This window comes from Paramicrobacterium chengjingii, from assembly GCF_011751765.2.
Taxonomy (GTDB): domain Bacteria; phylum Actinomycetota; class Actinomycetes; order Actinomycetales; family Microbacteriaceae; genus Paramicrobacterium; species Paramicrobacterium chengjingii.
Map to the genome: position 1 here is coordinate 2,132,263 of NZ_CP061169.1, position 13,953 is coordinate 2,146,215.

The window sequence follows — 13,953 nt, forward strand, 5'->3', positions numbered from 1 at the left end:
GAAAGAGGTGTCGTCGTGGCTCAGGCCTCGGCTTTGCCGAGGCGCCAGTAGCCCATGAATGCGACAGATTTTCGGTCGAGTCCCGACTCGGAGACGAGGAATCGCCTGATTGTCTTGATCGCCGATGCTTCGCCCGCGATCCACGCGTACATGTCGTCTGGTCCGGGCGTCACAGCAGCATCAGGAACGTCCCAGAGGATCTCGCGGTCGATGTCGACGTCGTCAAGAGCTGCTGAGAGGTGCGAAACCGTACGTACATGCTCGCGCACCCAGTCACGCACGGAGGCGACGAGCCCGAGACCGTAATCACGGTGCGGAGAGACTCGCGGAATCCACGTGATCACCACGCCCGCGGGGGCGGCGAGCTCAAGAACGTCAGCAGTGCTGGGTACTTCGAGAAAGACACGGCCCACCGCGGTGTCGGGGAGGCTCTCGAGAATGGCGCTGATGGCCGGAACCGCCGTCTCATCTCCCGCGATCAGAAGATGTTTGGCCGCGCCCGGCTTCCAGGTGAGCCCAACTCCGCGCGCGCTGCTGCGAGAGTCGGGCCCGACGACGATGATGCGGTCGCCAACCGCTGCCTGTGCAACCCATCGCGATGCCGGCCCACCATCGCCATGTGCAACGAAGTCGACGTCGAGCTCGCGGTCGGCAACCCGGATGCCGCGGATCGTGTAGGTGCGGAAGGGGTTCTTCTCTGGTTCGGGCAGTTCTCGCCATTCTCCGTACCAGTCGGGCCCTGTCGGGAACGTGTCGAATCCGGTGCCCGGCAGGGGCAACACAACCTTTATGCGCTGGTCGAGGCCTTCCGTTCCGAAGTTCATGAGATCATCTCCCGTGAACGTGACCCGGGTGAAGTGCGGGCTCAACTGACGAACACGAGCGACTCGAAGGTCGAAGTTACTGAACGACGGGCGCTCACGTGTCAGCTGCGTAGCGTTCGAAGTCTCGGTCACACTTCTAGTATGGGTTGCCTTACCTAAATTTTGCAAGCGGATGCTCGTCAGGCACCATGCTCGTCGGGATCTTGGCCCGTGCGCACACCCGATTCGAGCTGTCTCACGGCCTCCAGATCTTCCAGATCGAGTTCAAAGTCGAAGACGTCAATGTTTGAGCGGATCCGTTCGGGTGTCACTGATTTAGGAATCACCACGTTCCCTAGCTGGAGATGCCAGCGCACGAGAAATTGCGCAGTGGTTACACCGTACTTGGCCGCACGTCGAGCAAGTTCCGTGTCTCCGAGGACTCTCCCACGTGCGAATGGCGACCAGGCCTCGGTGACGATGCCGTGCGTTTGCCCATAGGCGCGTGACGCCTCCTGTGGCAGCCACGGGTGAAGCTCTATCTGATTGACCGCGGGGACGCTGTTGCACTCGCGGGCAAGGCGCTCCAAGTGGTGCGGGTGAAAGTTCGATACCCCGATTGATCGCGCGCGGCCCTCAGCGTGAAGGCGCTCGAGTGCCCGCCACGTATCGACATAGAGATCGCGACTCGGCACGGGCCAGTGGATGAGATAGAGATCCACCTCGTCAACGCCGAGCCGACGTGCACTCTCATCGAACGCGCGCAACGTTGCGTCATAGCCGTGATCGTCGTCCCAGACTTTCGTTGTCAGAAAGAGATCGTCCCGAGGAATGCCGCTACGCCGAATGGCTTCACCGACGCCAGACTCGTTGCGATAAAGCGCCGCTGTGTCGACGTGGCGGTAACCAACGTCAAGTGCGGTGAGAACGACATCGACGACCTGATCATCTGGCACCTTGTAGACACCGAGCCCGATTTGGGGAATAACGTTCCCTGTCCGCAGAGTGAGAGCGGGAATCGACTCAGTCACGACGCGCTCAAGTGTTCAATCGGTATGGTGCGGGTGTCACGATCCGTTCCGGAGCCACGTCAAGATCGGAGACAAGGTGCTCGTGCACGGCAGACACCCCTCGATAGTGACCGCCCAGCCAGATGTGCGGTGTGTCCGTTGATGCGTAGAGCATCTCATCTGACCATGCATTGACGGCTCGGCTCATCGCTTCGCCTGTTGCGCAGGCCGTTCCGCTGCCCGGAGCGCCAGACCGAGTACGACGCGTCAGCCAGGTGACGGTCATTCGCGTCGGCGCTTCGATGACGGCGACGTCGGCGGCACCGTCGACTTCGATGAAGATTCGCCCGCGAGCACAGTACGGAAGCGTTTGTATCGCTGCGTCAAGCTCGGGCAATGTCGACTCGTCTGCCATGAGCAGATAAATGTGACCGAGGCCTCGTGCATCTCGTCGCGCGTGTGCACCGACGCTTCGGGTTCGAGTCTCGTTCATCATCTACTTAGTATAGCCACACCTAACTTCAGGCGGGCTCGATGGGGTACCGACCGGCGATCGCGACACGATTGAACGAGTTGATCGCCACGATCACCCACACGAGAGCAGCATATTGTTCCGCGGTGAAGATCTCTGTCGCTTCACGATAAACCGCGTCCGGAAGCTGCCCATCGTGAATGAGTGTCACTGCCTCAGTAAGCCTCAGTGCCGCGCACTCCCGCGGAGAGTATAGGCCGGCTTCCTGCCACGTCGACAGAACCGCGATGCGCTGAGGGGACTCACCGAGTTTCACAAGGGAACGCGAATGAACGTCCAGGCAGTATGCACACCCGTTGATCTGCGATGCACGCAGCTGAACGAGCTCCACGAGGACCGGATCGAGATCATTGTCTGACGCGATTTCGGCAACGGTGCTCGACAGCTTCTTTAACGCTGCATACGCGTCACGATGTGTTCGCGACGGATGAATGCGAGATGATGGGGCCATGCATCACAACTCTAGTCAGGATGCCCAGGCGAGCACCAGCCTGCCCGCTGAACACCCTCGGCCGCTGGCACGATTGGTGTGAGGAATCATCATCATGGCAAACACAGCCCAGAGCACTGACGAGTTTCGATTTCGCGCGGAGGAGGCCGCCGAGTTCGGCATCCCCCTTCCACTTATTCCCGCGATTCGGGTGCACGACGTCGACGATGACGGCCGACGACTCGGCGTCATTCGATACGGCACGGGCACGCCTGACGTCGTGTTCCTACATGGTGCTGCACTGAACGCGCACACCTGGGATGCGACCGCCGCCTCGCTCGCCGCTCCGGCCATCGCTGTCGATCTACCTGGTCACGGCGACTCCGAGTGGCGCGACGACGCAGATTACCGTCCTGCGAGTGTCTCCGCTGCCCTCGCACCGGTCGTCGATCGGCTGAGCGGGCGTCATATCCTGGTGGGCCAGTCACTTGGAGGTCTGGCTGCTGCGCTCCTCGCCGCGCACGATTCCGCAACGACCGGACTGCTCCTAGTCGACATCACGCCGGATGTCTCGAAGGAGGCCGCCTCGCCGGTCGCCACGTTTCTCGCCGGACCACACGACTTCGCCACTCGCGACGAGATCGTGGATGGAGCCCGAGCGGCGGGAATCGGAGTCTCCCGAGAGTCCGTCGCGCGCGGCGTTGCGCTGAACACGCGACGACGGGACGACGGCCGCGTGGTGTTCTCCCATCATTTGGCTCACCTCGGCGGGCTTCAGCCCTCCCTCACATCAGACAGGACACGACTCTGGAATGCCCTGGAGAGTCTCTCTGTTCCCGTATGGCTGGTGCGCGCGCAGCGCGGCTTTGTGGACGACGCTCTCACGCAGGCGTTCTCGGCGCACCTACCCGACTCGCGCGTCATTGAAATCGACACAGGGCACAATGTTCAAGAGGATGATCCTGTGGCACTCGCCCGAATCGTCGCAGAGATGAGTGGAACGTGTAACACCCGCATCACCACGGAAAGGACAACGCTCGAATGAGAACCCGTTCTGCCATCATCGGCATCGTCGCCGCTTCGGCACTGCTGCTGAGCGGCTGCGGCAACCAAGGCGATGGAAAAAACGGGCCAGTCGGAGACGCGACTGTCACCGTCGGTCTCGTGCTGGAACCCACAGACCTCGACATTCGACGCACATCGGGAGCTGCCCTCGATCAGGTTCTCATCGATAACGTTTACGAGGGGTTGGTCTCACGCACGCCAAAGGGCGAGATCGTCGACACCATTGCGTCGTCGCACGAGGTCAGCGACGACGGGCTCACCTATACATTCGAGATCAACGACGGCATCACCTTCCACAATGGCGACCCGCTGACCGTCGACGACGTCGTCTGGTCGCTCACCCAGGTGAAAGACGACCCGGAGCTTCGTGATCACGAACTGCTCGAGTCCGTTACGACGATCGAGGCGCCGAACGACAACACTGTCACTCTGACCCTCTCGGAGCCCGACTCAAACCTGCTCTGGAACCTCACTGGCCGTGCAGGCCTGGTGCTCGATAAGGACGCCGACAACGATCTCTCGTCCACCGCAAACGGCTCTGGCCCCTTCACTCTTGAAGAGTGGAAGCAAGGCGACTCCATCACCCTTGCACGCAACGATGATTACTGGGGCGATTCCGCTGCCGTGAGCGAGGTTGTGCTCGTCTACATCGGTGATACCACGGCCGGAGTGAACGCGGCGCTTGCAGGAGACCTCGACGTGCTCACCGCCGTGGACCCGAACCTCAGAACTCAGTTCGACGACACGGACTTCACCGTGCATGAGGGAAAGACGACGGACAAATACACGCTTGCGTTCAACAATGCACGCAAGCCCCTCGATGACGTGCGCGTGCGGCAGGCACTGCAGCTCGCTGTCGATCATGCTGCTGTCATCGATGCGATCGGAGGTGCCGGTGTCGAAATGGGCGGACCGATTCCTCCGCTCGACCCGGGCTACGAAGATCTCACGTCGCTTCGCCCGTACGACCCCAAGAAGGCGAAGAGTCTGCTGGACGAAGCCGGCATTGACAATCTGTCGCTGACTCTCACAGTCCCCAATATCTATGGAACGACAGTCGCAAATCTGCTGGTGTCTGCCTACAAGCAGATCGGAGTCACCCTCACCGTCGACTCCGTCGAGTTCTCCACGTGGCTGAACGATGCATACACGAACCACGACTATGACCTCAGTTTCGTCGACCACCTTGAACCACGTGACTTCGGCAATTGGGCTAACCCGGACTACTACTTCGGCTACGACAATGCTGACGTTCAGAAGCTGTACGCAGAATCAGTGCGGGCCACCGATCCTGAAGTCGCCGAGCAGAAGCTCAGTGAGGCAGCCCGCATCGTCGCTGAAGACCACGCTGCCGATTGGCTCTACAACGCGCTCACGCTCACGGCCATCGCCGACGGCATTTCGGGGTTCCCCACGGACTCCCCTAATGCCCGGCTCGATCTCAGTACGCTCTCTGTGGCCGCGTGATTCGGTTCGTCCTCACCCGCCTTGCCCTACTCATTGTCGGGCTGCTCGTCGCGAGCGCGCTGATTTTCGTGACGCTTCGGGTTCTCCCTGGAGACGTTGCGCAGGTTATCGCGGGCACAGATGGGACCCCGGAACAAGTGCAGGCAATCCGGGAATCGCTTGGTCTCGACAGGCCGCTCTTTGCTCAGTACGTCGATTGGCTTTCCGGCATCCTGACCGGAGACCTCGGTCGGTCAATGCTGACGGGTGCCACCGTCTCATCCGAGGTTCTCGAGAAGTCGCAGGTGACGATTCCGCTTGCTCTGCTTGCGTTGGCGATCGCACTCGTCATCGCGATCCCGCTCGGAATCCTGTCCGCGCTCAAGCACCGCAGCGTCACAGGCTCTGCTCTGAGCATGGTGTCGCAGGCGATCGCCGCCGTTCCCGTCGTGTGGGCGGGGATGCTGCTCGTTGTCGTGTTCGCCGTCGGCCTCGGCTGGTTTCCGCCGCAGGGGTTTCCCCGAGTCGGTTGGGAGGAACCGGGGCGAGCACTCTATTCACTGCTCCTCCCCGCGCTCACGATCGGCGTCGTAGAAGGAGCGGTACTACTCCGTTTCATCCGATCGGCAGCCCTCGAAGCTCTCGGACAGGACTACGTGCGCACGGCAGCCGCGAAGGGTCTCACTCGCACCCGCGCGCTGATCACTCACGGTATGCCGAACGTCGCGCTCACCGTCGTCTCGGTGCTCGCCCTTCAGATTGCCGGCCTACTCGTCGGCGCGGTGATCATCGAACAGCTCTTCAACCTTCCCGGAATCGGGCGGATGCTGGTGTCCGATGTGGGAAATCGGGATCTCGAGAAGGTGCAGGGAGATGTTCTCGTCATGACCGGTCTTGTGCTCGTGATCGGCACGGCTGTCGACATTGTCGCTCGCATGATCGATCCACGGCAGAGAGAGTCGGGGGCATGATGACAACGACTCCACCCACCAGACGCCCCGGCTGGGTACGCTCCCTTCTGCGCAGTCCCTCCGGAGTCTTCGGGCTCGTGTCGACGACAATCCTCGTGCTCTGCGCGGCCCTCTCGCTCATCTGGACCCCGTACGACCCGGTGCACACTGATGTGCTGGCCAAATGGCAGTCGCCGTCGCCGCAGAACATGCTCGGCACAGACAACATCGGCCGCGACATCTTCAGCGTGCTTCTCGCCGGTTCACGGGTCACTCTGCAGGTGGCGGTCGGCTCGTCTGTCGTCGCCGCGATCGTCGGCGTCGTCTTCGCGACACTCGGTGCGCTCACTGCGCGGTGGTTCCGCGAGATCGTCGCCGTTTTCATCGACATTTTGATTGCCTTCCCTACGCTCCTCATCGCGATGATGCTCGCCTCGGCATTCGGCGGCTCCATCATGGTGGTGATCCTTGCCGTCGGCATCAGCTTCGGCGTCAACATCGGCCGGGTGTCCCGCCCAGAGATTCGCCGTGTCTCGCGGTCCGAGTATGTGACGGCCGGTGTCGCAGCAGGTCTCGGCCCCGTGCGCAACCTCACACGACACGTACTTCCGAATGTCGCGCCCGTGTTCATCGTTCAGCTGTCGTGGTGCATGGCAGTTGCGGTTCTCGCAGAGACCGGACTCTCGTACCTCGGGTACGGGGCCCCCGTCTCGACCCCGTCATGGGGCCGTGTGCTTGCGGAGCTGCAGAGTTACATCGGCATCCATCCACTCTCGGTCGTGTGGCCGGGCATTGCCATTACCGTGACCGTACTCGGGTTCAATCTCCTGGGCGATGGCCTGCGCGATGCCACCGACCCGCGCCTCGGACGTGCGGAGGTGATCACCGCATGAGTCTCAGCGTTCGCGATCTGACGATCACCATCGGCGGTCGCACTGTCGTCGACCACGTGTCGTTCGCCGTGGGTGATGGTGGTCGGCTCGGCATTATCGGCGAGTCCGGTTCGGGAAAGTCGATGACTGCGCTTGCTGTGCTCGGACTGCTGCCCGAGGCAGCGACGGCTACCGGAAGCATCCGTCTCGATGGTCGTGAGCTTCTCGGCCTGCCAGACAAAGAACTTGCCCGGGTACGCGGATCCCGCATCGGAATGGTCTTTCAGGAGCCGCGCACTGCCCTTAACCCCATTCGCACCATCGGTCGCCAGATCGTCGAGCCCGTGCGTATTCACGAGCACTTGAGTCGTTCCCACTGCAGAGCACGAGCGCTCGATCTCGCGCGGCTTGTCGCGCTGAACGACCCGGAGACCGTGCTCTCGCGCTACCCTCACCAGCTCTCCGGCGGTCAGCGTCAGCGGGTGGGAATCGCGATTGCGCTAGCGGCGCGGCCCCAGCTGCTCATTGCCGATGAACCGACGACGGCGCTCGACGTCACGATTCAAGCCGAGATTCTCGACCTCTTCGAGCGCATCGTCAGCACGCTGGGTACCTCACTCGTCTTCATCACCCACGATCTGGCAGTTCTGCAGTCGATCGTCGACACCGCAATCGTTCTTGATCGTGGCAACGTCGCAGAGGCAGGCGCCGTCAACGATCTCCTCATCGCTCCGCAATCTGCGGTTACCAAGACAATCGTGGATGCCGCACGGGCAACGAGCTGGACGAAACCGGAGGCGCCGTGAACACTCCTCTCATCCGGATCTCTGGCCTCACCCGCGACTTCGCCAATCGGCGCGACTCTGCTTTTGCGCCGCGCACCGTCACCCATGCGCTGCAGAGTACGAGTCTCGAGATCGAGGAGGGCCATTCGCTCGGCATCATCGGTGAGTCCGGTTCAGGCAAATCGACGCTGGTTCGTCTGATGCTCGCGCTCGATGCGCCGACAAGTGGCGTCGTCGAGTTTCGTGGCCGCCGCGTTACCCGAGGTAGGCAGGCAACATGGTTTCGACGGCAGACGGGCATGGTTTTTCAAGATCCGTACGCGTCGCTCGACCCCCGCATGACGGTGGGGCGCATCGTCGCTGAACCTCTGTGGGGGCTGCGCATACAGGGAGACCATCGTGCCCGCGTGCGTGAGGTCCTGGAACAGGTGGGATTGGATGTCGAGATGACAGGCCGGTATCCACACGAGTTCTCGGGTGGTCAACGCCAGCGCATTGCCCTGGCACGGGCTATCGTGCACAATCCATGCATGCTCGTCGGCGACGAGCCTGTGAGCGCCCTCGATGTCACCGTGCGTGCCCAGATTCTCGAACTGCTCGCAGGGCTCAAAGAACAGCTCGGACTCACTCTCGTGCTCGTCTCACACGACATCGGAGTCGTTCGTGACCTGTGCGAGCAGGTTGCCGTCATGACCGACGGACGCATTGTCGAGGCAGGTGAGACTCCGCAGGTGCTCAGCCACCCCCAGCATACGTACACGCAGCGGCTTCTCGACGCCGTTCCCGTGCTCGACCTTCCCGAGGCGCCGACCGACGGCTGATTACGCGGGCGCGCGGTACTGCCACCGGATGCTGCGCTCGAGCTGAGCGCCGAGAGCGAAAAGCGTCGCCTCGCCTCCCGGCCTGCCGATTAGCTGCACTCCCATCGGGAGACCGTCGGGCGTCTCGCCCACCGGAAGCGTGATTGCCGGAAGACCTGCAACATTCACGAACGAGGTGAACGGCTCGTACTCGCACTGCTGCCGGAAATTGTGCTCGGGGTCGTGGGCGTCAAACCAGCCGAGCGGGCGAGGCGTGAGTGCGAGCGTCGGCGTCATCACAGCGTCGAATCGGAAGAACTGCTCGATCACGCTGCGCTCAAACTCCGTGAGGGCTCCCAGCGTCTCGATCAGTTGTCGGGCGCTGATCCCCCGCCCCCGCTCAACAAGGTGCCGCGTGAGAGGCTCAAGCTTCGTGAGCTGCGCGCCGTCGACGGGCAGCGAGGCGGCAGACGCGTGCCAGAGCGCACGGAAGCGCTCTCCGTAACGGCCGTCGTGCTCGAGCGTGAACTCCTCGATGCCGTGCCCCATATTCGTGTAGCGGTTGGCAGCCTCGCTGACGGCCGCCGTCGCGGCGGGGTCGATGACGATGTCGAGCTCGTCATCGAACGGCGTATTCGTCAGGATGCCGAGCTGAAAGCGCCCCTCGCCACGCACGGCTGCGCCGAGCAGGTCCCCGTCGTTGCCATCGGGCGCCCGCAATGCGTAATGATGTGGAATGCGGCCGTTCTCCCGACCGATCATGGCGTCGACCAGTAGAGCCGAATCGGCGACGGTGCGCGCGAGAGCGCCCCCGACAGAGAGCCCTCCGAGCGAGGTCACGCCACTGGCCGACGGGATCAGCCCTCGCGACGGTTTGATTCCGACGAGCCCGCATGCCGCAGCGGGAATGCGTATCGATCCCCCGCCATCACTTCCGGGCGCAAACGGCAGAATCCGCGCTGCCACGGCCGCTGCGGCTCCCCCGCTTGATCCGCCGACGCCACGCGTACGATCCCACGGATTGCGAACGGGCCCGGTGGCGAGGGGTTCGGTGTAGCCGGCAAGTCCGAACTCCGGGGTTGCCGTCTTGCCGATGCTGATGGCACCCGCTGCATCCAGAACCTTCACGAGTTCGTCGGATGCCGGAGCCACGCTCCCCTGAAACAGGCGCGAACCGAACCCAGTGGGAACCCCTTCTCTGTTTACAAGATCCTTGTCGGCGAGGGGCAAGCCCCACAGCAACGCCGTCCGGTCAGCGGACCTCTCGAGCTCGCGCGCGCGTTGCCGCGCAGCATCCGCAGTCACCGTCACGAACGCGCCGATGTCAGGGTCACACTGTGCCGCACGCTCAAGAGCATGGTCGGCAACCTCCATGGGGGTCGTGTCGCCTCGCTGCAGTGCCGCCCAGAGGTCGAGGGCGGTCAGATCGTGAAGTTCTGCCATGTTCCGAGGCTACCGACTTCGGCCACGCTGCGCCTGAAGCCGTCGCCGGAGCTCACCCCCCCCCGGGACACGCTCCTCGGCCACATTTCATGCGGCCCATAGAGCCCGCACAGGTGCCGCGCGGCGACATATGGGCCACATGAATCACGGGGCGACACGCCAGTCCACGGGCGAGGAACCCTGCTTCTCGAGGAGTTCGTTCACGCGCGAGAACGGGCGCGAACCGAAGAATCCACGCGATGCCGAGAGCGGGCTGGGATGGGCGCTCGAAACGATCGGGGTGTTACCGAGCATCTGGGTGAGGTTCTGCGCGTCACGACCCCACAGCAGCGCGACGAGCGGAGCATCGCGTTCGACGAGAACACGGATCGCGTGCTCGGTCACGGACTCCCATCCCTTGCCGCGATGGGAGGCGGGCGATCCGGGCGTCACGGTCAGCACGCGGTTGAGCAGCATGACGCCGCTGCGTGCCCACGCGGTGAGATCACCGGTTGCAGCGGGCGGAATGCCGAGATCATCATTCAGCTCGCGGTAGATGTTCTGCAAGCTGCGCGGCAGTGGGCGCACGTGCGGATCGACGGCGAAGGACAGTCCAATGGGGTGCCCGGGTGTGGGGTACGGGTCTTGGCCGACAATCAGCACTCGCACCGCGGCGAGCGGCTGCTCGAAGGCACGCAGCACCTGATGTCCGTGAGGCAGGTACCCTCGGCCCTCCGCAGTCTCTGCGCGCAGAAAGTCACCCATCTGCGCGATGGTGCCTGCCACAGGGGCGAGGGCTTCGGCCCAGCCCGAATCCATAGCGCCGGATGCTGCCAGTTCTGGAAGCGTAAGCGGGCTCACGACGCAGCCGCCGTGGCGACGTTGACGCCGTGTTCACCCGGGATCACCTGCCAGATGCTTCCGCTGCCGACGACCGTCAGACCGCCATCCGTGACAACAAGCGCCGTGTTTTCATCAATCGCGACTCCACCGTTCACGAGACCCGCTTCTGTCGCGGCGATGAGCCTCGAAACGGTTCCCCACTGCGCAGCGTGCACGTCGATCGTAATGTCGACCAGACCGATCCCCTCGGCGATCTCGAGTTCGCTGTCGTTCGAGCTGATCGTCGGGGGCGAGACCGGCACACCACCGATGCTGTGCCCGGCAACGAGTGCCTTGTCCGCGGCGATGAGAGCACCAGCCGAGGTGCCGAAATACGGCGTGCCCTCGGCAACGCGACGTCTGATCTCACCGATGATGGGGTGCAGCACCCGCAGGTACTCGCGGGCGTCACCGCCCGAAACATACACCGCGTCGATGTCGACGAGGTCGGCGAGAACTGCATCGTGTGTCGCGTCGTACTCGCAAACAACCGGTTCGCACTCGCCAGCAGCGGTCAGGGCGTCAACGATTTCGTCCGGTCGCGTCTTTCGATATTCCCTGCCGGTGTAGATCAGGGCGATGCGCGGCACCGCGGCATCTCGGCGAGCGCTGCTGCGCGCGGCATCCGCCACGAACTCGAGAAGCGGTGCCTCGCCTCCCCCGCTCAGGTAGATGCTCACGCTGTGGCCTCCACACTCGGCTCAGCGTCCACTGGCGGCAGCGCGGACCACGGAAACGTGATCCATTTGTCGGTGCGGCGCCACACGAAATCCGGTTCGAGAACGGTGCGCGGCTTCGAGTACAGGGTCACCGAGCGCACCTCTGCTCCGTGCTTGCCGAGAAGCTCGACCACGAGCGCGAGAGTCTTGCCCGAATCAGAGACGTCGTCGACGAGCAGCACGCGCTTGCCGCTGAGACTCGGGGCATCGAGAGCGGGTGGCAGAACAACAGGCTCGGGCAGCGTCTCATGGATGTCGGTGTAGAACTCCACGTTGATGCTGCCGCAGCTTTTGGTGCCGAGAGCATACGCAATGGCTCCCGCGAGCAGCAGCCCTCCCCTGGCGACCGCGACAACGATGTCGGGCCGAGATCCGCCGTCCAGCACCTGGCGAGCCAGGTCGCGCGATGCCTCGCCGAAGTCGTTCCACGTGAGTACTTCACGTTCTTGGCTCATGTTGTTACCTTCAACTCTCCTCTGACGAGTTTGTGCGGAGCCGCCTGCGCGACAGGTTTCACCGTGACCTGATCGATGTTGACATGCGAGGGCAGTTCGAGCGAGTGCGCGATGGTCTCGGCGATGTCGTCGGCGGTGAGCGGATGCGGCACATCAGCGTAGACAGCATCCGCCGCCGCCTTGTCTCCGCCGAGCCGGACAAGGGAAAATTCCTCGGTATGCACGAGGCCGGGAGCCACATCGATGACGCGAATCGGCTCGCCTGCGAGTTCGAGACGGAGAACCTGCAATAGGGCGCGCTGCGCGAACTTTGCAGCGTTGTACCCTCCTCCCTTCTCGTAGGCGACCTGCCCGGCGATGGAGGTGACAGCGAGAAGGGATGCTGCGTTTCCCGGCTCAATCGAGGTGCGCAGCACCGGCAGCAGCGCGGAGACAACGCGCTTTGTGCCGAGCACGTTCACGTCGAACATGCGCGCCCAATCGTCAACGTCGGACTCTTCGACCGTGGCGAGCCCAAGCGCGCCGCCCGCGTTGCTGACCAGCGCATCGGCGCCGCCCGACTCGGCGACGTATGCGGCGAGCGCGTCGACGTCTGATTGCACGGTGACATCGCATACCCGCACGTCTGCGCCAGTCGCGTTCTTCAATTCGTCGAGGCGATCAGCTCGTCTGGCGACTCCGACGACGTTCCACCCGCGGTCGACCAAGTGAGCGACAGTCGCCCATCCGATACCCGAACTTGCTCCTGTGACGACGGCGCGGCGAAAGGTCATAGCTCAAGCTTATTTGGTGCGGGGCGCGCGCTCCACTCGCTCGCATGCCCAAGTGAGCGCCGTGAGCCCCTCGGCGCGCTGGAACTTTCTGAGGGACGGCATGAATGGCGGAGCCGGCCGGCGTGCCTTGTCGAGAAAATGCCCGGCGAGTCCGGCGAGCACGGCAGTGATGTTCTCCTCGCGTGCGTTAGCGAAGACCGGATGCTGCCCGAGCAGCGCATCGGTGTCGATCGGTTCACCGCGCATGCGAGCGTCGATCAGGTAGCCGAGGGCGTCGAACCAGCCGCAGCCGATGCTCGCCCACGGCCAGTCGATGATGCGCACGGTGCCATCGTGCTCGATCAGGATGTTGTCGTCTCTCGTATCGACGTGCTGAAGTGACTCGCCACGCAGTGCTTCCGCCACACCGTCGGCGCACGCGGCGAGCACGGCCCGATGACGCTCGGCCCAGGGCGGGACCACGTCGTTCGATGCACCGTCGAGTTGGTGCCAGCCCTGCATAGCCTCTGCTTCCGCCTCGGCTGCGACAGGGAGACCGTAGTCACGCGTGAGCGGAGGCAGCGCGTGCAGAGCATCGAGCACGCGCACCGTGTCGCCCGCGCGCACGCCCGGATGGCGCCCCTCGATATCTTCGACCACGATAGCGAACCAGTTCTTGTCTTCTGCGGTTCCGATCAGCTGCGGTGCGGCGGGCCCGAGAGGCACGGTTCCGAGGATGCTCGCCTCACGCCGATGCAGGTCGACAGTGCCCGCATTCCGTCGGCGGTCAGCCGCCTTGACGAACGCACGGCCGCCCGTCGACGTCACCACGCGTGCGGCAACGCCAGTTGAGAAGCCACGAGGCTGGCTCTCGGCAGAGACGACGTCTCCGAGCACTGCGCCGATGCGCGCTGTGAGCGACTCGGGCAGGTCGGTCCAGAGCTGGCGTGTCTGAGTGGCAGCATCCATCTGCAGATTCTAGCGGCGCGCATCACGTGAACATGACGTCATGTTTCACCGGCACTGGCCA

16 protein-coding genes are annotated in these 13,953 nt (G+C 63.4%); 6 read left to right on the forward strand and 10 right to left on the reverse strand.

Annotated elements, in window-relative coordinates; translation table 11 throughout:
- Positions 1-20 precede the first annotated feature (20 nt).
- From HCR76_RS10405 to HCR76_RS10420, 4 genes are read right to left on the reverse strand one after another with little or no spacing between them, the layout of a single operon-like run.
- Positions 21-956, reverse strand: a complete 936-nt coding sequence (locus HCR76_RS10405; protein ID WP_166992437.1) for a siderophore-interacting protein — start codon at positions 954-956, stop codon at positions 21-23.
- Positions 957-1,003: 47 nt separating this feature from the next.
- A complete protein-coding gene (locus HCR76_RS10410) occupies positions 1,004-1,834 on the reverse strand; it encodes an aldo/keto reductase (RefSeq protein WP_166992434.1) in 831 nt (276 codons plus the stop codon).
- A gap of 7 nt (positions 1,835-1,841) precedes the next feature.
- Positions 1,842-2,309, reverse strand: a complete 468-nt coding sequence (locus tag HCR76_RS10415; protein WP_235934290.1) for an SIP domain-containing protein — start codon at positions 2,307-2,309, stop codon at positions 1,842-1,844.
- A 25-nt stretch (positions 2,310-2,334) separates the two neighbouring features.
- Positions 2,335-2,796, reverse strand: coding sequence for a carboxymuconolactone decarboxylase family protein (locus HCR76_RS10420; protein ID WP_166992426.1), 462 nt, complete (start codon positions 2,794-2,796; stop codon positions 2,335-2,337).
- Between the two features lie 94 nt (positions 2,797-2,890).
- Between HCR76_RS10420 and HCR76_RS10425 the strand changes: the two genes are divergently transcribed.
- Genes HCR76_RS10425 through HCR76_RS10450 form a run of 6 tightly spaced genes read left to right on the forward strand, consistent with a single transcriptional unit; the run spans position 2,891 to position 8,714 of the window.
- The gene (locus HCR76_RS10425) at positions 2,891-3,820 is read left to right on the forward strand and encodes an alpha/beta fold hydrolase (RefSeq protein WP_166992423.1); all 930 of its coding nucleotides are present in this window, start codon (positions 2,891-2,893) and stop codon (positions 3,818-3,820) included.
- Positions 3,817-5,307, forward strand: coding sequence for an ABC transporter substrate-binding protein (locus HCR76_RS10430; protein WP_166992420.1), 1,491 nt, complete (start codon positions 3,817-3,819; stop codon positions 5,305-5,307). The genes HCR76_RS10425 and HCR76_RS10430 overlap by 4 nt, the downstream gene beginning before the upstream one ends.
- The gene (locus tag HCR76_RS10435) at positions 5,304-6,257 is read left to right on the forward strand and encodes an ABC transporter permease (RefSeq protein ID WP_166992417.1); all 954 of its coding nucleotides are present in this window, start codon (positions 5,304-5,306) and stop codon (positions 6,255-6,257) included. Before HCR76_RS10430 ends, HCR76_RS10435 begins: the two co-directional genes overlap by 4 nt.
- Positions 6,257-7,129 (forward strand): ABC transporter permease, encoded by an 873-nt coding sequence (locus tag HCR76_RS10440; protein ID WP_166992654.1) that lies wholly within the window; start codon positions 6,257-6,259, stop codon positions 7,127-7,129. Before HCR76_RS10435 ends, HCR76_RS10440 begins: the two co-directional genes overlap by 1 nt.
- Complete coding sequence (locus HCR76_RS10445; protein ID WP_166992414.1) at positions 7,126-7,914, forward strand: ATP-binding cassette domain-containing protein; 789 nt, start codon at positions 7,126-7,128, stop codon at positions 7,912-7,914. The genes HCR76_RS10440 and HCR76_RS10445 overlap by 4 nt, the downstream gene beginning before the upstream one ends.
- Complete coding sequence (locus HCR76_RS10450) at positions 7,911-8,714, forward strand: ABC transporter ATP-binding protein (RefSeq protein WP_166992411.1); 804 nt, start codon at positions 7,911-7,913, stop codon at positions 8,712-8,714. The genes HCR76_RS10445 and HCR76_RS10450 overlap by 4 nt, the downstream gene beginning before the upstream one ends.
- On the opposite strand, the gene HCR76_RS10455 is transcribed toward HCR76_RS10450, so the two are convergent.
- From HCR76_RS10455 to HCR76_RS10480, 6 genes are all read right to left on the reverse strand, one after another.
- Positions 8,715-10,136, reverse strand: coding sequence for an amidase (locus HCR76_RS10455; protein ID WP_166992408.1), 1,422 nt, complete (start codon positions 10,134-10,136; stop codon positions 8,715-8,717).
- Between the two features lie 144 nt (positions 10,137-10,280).
- Positions 10,281-10,934: a uracil-DNA glycosylase gene (locus tag HCR76_RS10460; protein WP_166992651.1), complete on the reverse strand. Its 654-nt coding sequence runs from the start codon at positions 10,932-10,934 to the stop codon at positions 10,281-10,283.
- Between the two features lie 38 nt (positions 10,935-10,972).
- Entirely contained in the window at positions 10,973-11,677 is a 705-nt protein-coding gene (locus tag HCR76_RS10465; protein WP_166992405.1) for a Type 1 glutamine amidotransferase-like domain-containing protein, read from the reverse strand.
- Complete coding sequence (locus HCR76_RS10470; RefSeq protein ID WP_166992371.1) at positions 11,674-12,171, reverse strand: phosphoribosyltransferase; 498 nt, start codon at positions 12,169-12,171, stop codon at positions 11,674-11,676. Before HCR76_RS10470 ends, HCR76_RS10465 begins: the two co-directional genes overlap by 4 nt.
- Positions 12,168-12,944 carry an SDR family oxidoreductase gene (locus HCR76_RS10475; RefSeq protein WP_166992368.1) on the reverse strand — a complete coding sequence of 259 codons (777 nt, stop codon included), beginning with the start codon at positions 12,942-12,944 and terminating at the stop codon, positions 12,168-12,170. Before HCR76_RS10475 ends, HCR76_RS10470 begins: the two co-directional genes overlap by 4 nt.
- A gap of 9 nt (positions 12,945-12,953) precedes the next feature.
- On the reverse strand, positions 12,954-13,892 hold the full coding sequence (locus tag HCR76_RS10480; RefSeq protein WP_166992365.1) for a phosphotransferase family protein: 939 nt from the start codon (positions 13,890-13,892) through the stop codon (positions 12,954-12,956).
- Between the last annotated feature and the right edge of the window lie 61 nt (positions 13,893-13,953).

Coding starts and splice junctions, on each gene's coding strand:
- HCR76_RS10425 (WP_166992423.1), top strand. CDS start 2,891: ATGGCAAACACAGCCCAGAGCACTGACGAGTTTCGATTTCGCGCGGAG.
- HCR76_RS10430 (WP_166992420.1), top strand. CDS start 3,817: ATGAGAACCCGTTCTGCCATCATCGGCATCGTCGCCGCTTCGGCACTG.
- HCR76_RS10455 (WP_166992408.1), bottom strand. CDS start 10,136: ATGGCAGAACTTCACGATCTGACCGCCCTCGACCTCTGGGCGGCACTG.
- HCR76_RS10440 (WP_166992654.1), top strand. CDS start 6,257: ATGACAACGACTCCACCCACCAGACGCCCCGGCTGGGTACGCTCCCTT.
- HCR76_RS10480 (WP_166992365.1), bottom strand. CDS start 13,892: ATGGATGCTGCCACTCAGACACGCCAGCTCTGGACCGACCTGCCCGAG.
- HCR76_RS10445 (WP_166992414.1), top strand. CDS start 7,126: ATGAGTCTCAGCGTTCGCGATCTGACGATCACCATCGGCGGTCGCACT.
- HCR76_RS10420 (WP_166992426.1), bottom strand. CDS start 2,796: ATGGCCCCATCATCTCGCATTCATCCGTCGCGAACACATCGTGACGCG.
- HCR76_RS10460 (WP_166992651.1), bottom strand. CDS start 10,934: ATGGATTCGGGCTGGGCCGAAGCCCTCGCCCCTGTGGCAGGCACCATC.
- HCR76_RS10470 (WP_166992371.1), bottom strand. CDS start 12,171: ATGAGCCAAGAACGTGAAGTACTCACGTGGAACGACTTCGGCGAGGCA.
- HCR76_RS10415 (WP_235934290.1), bottom strand. CDS start 2,309: ATGATGAACGAGACTCGAACCCGAAGCGTCGGTGCACACGCGCGACGA.
- HCR76_RS10475 (WP_166992368.1), bottom strand. CDS start 12,944: ATGACCTTTCGCCGCGCCGTCGTCACAGGAGCAAGTTCGGGTATCGGA.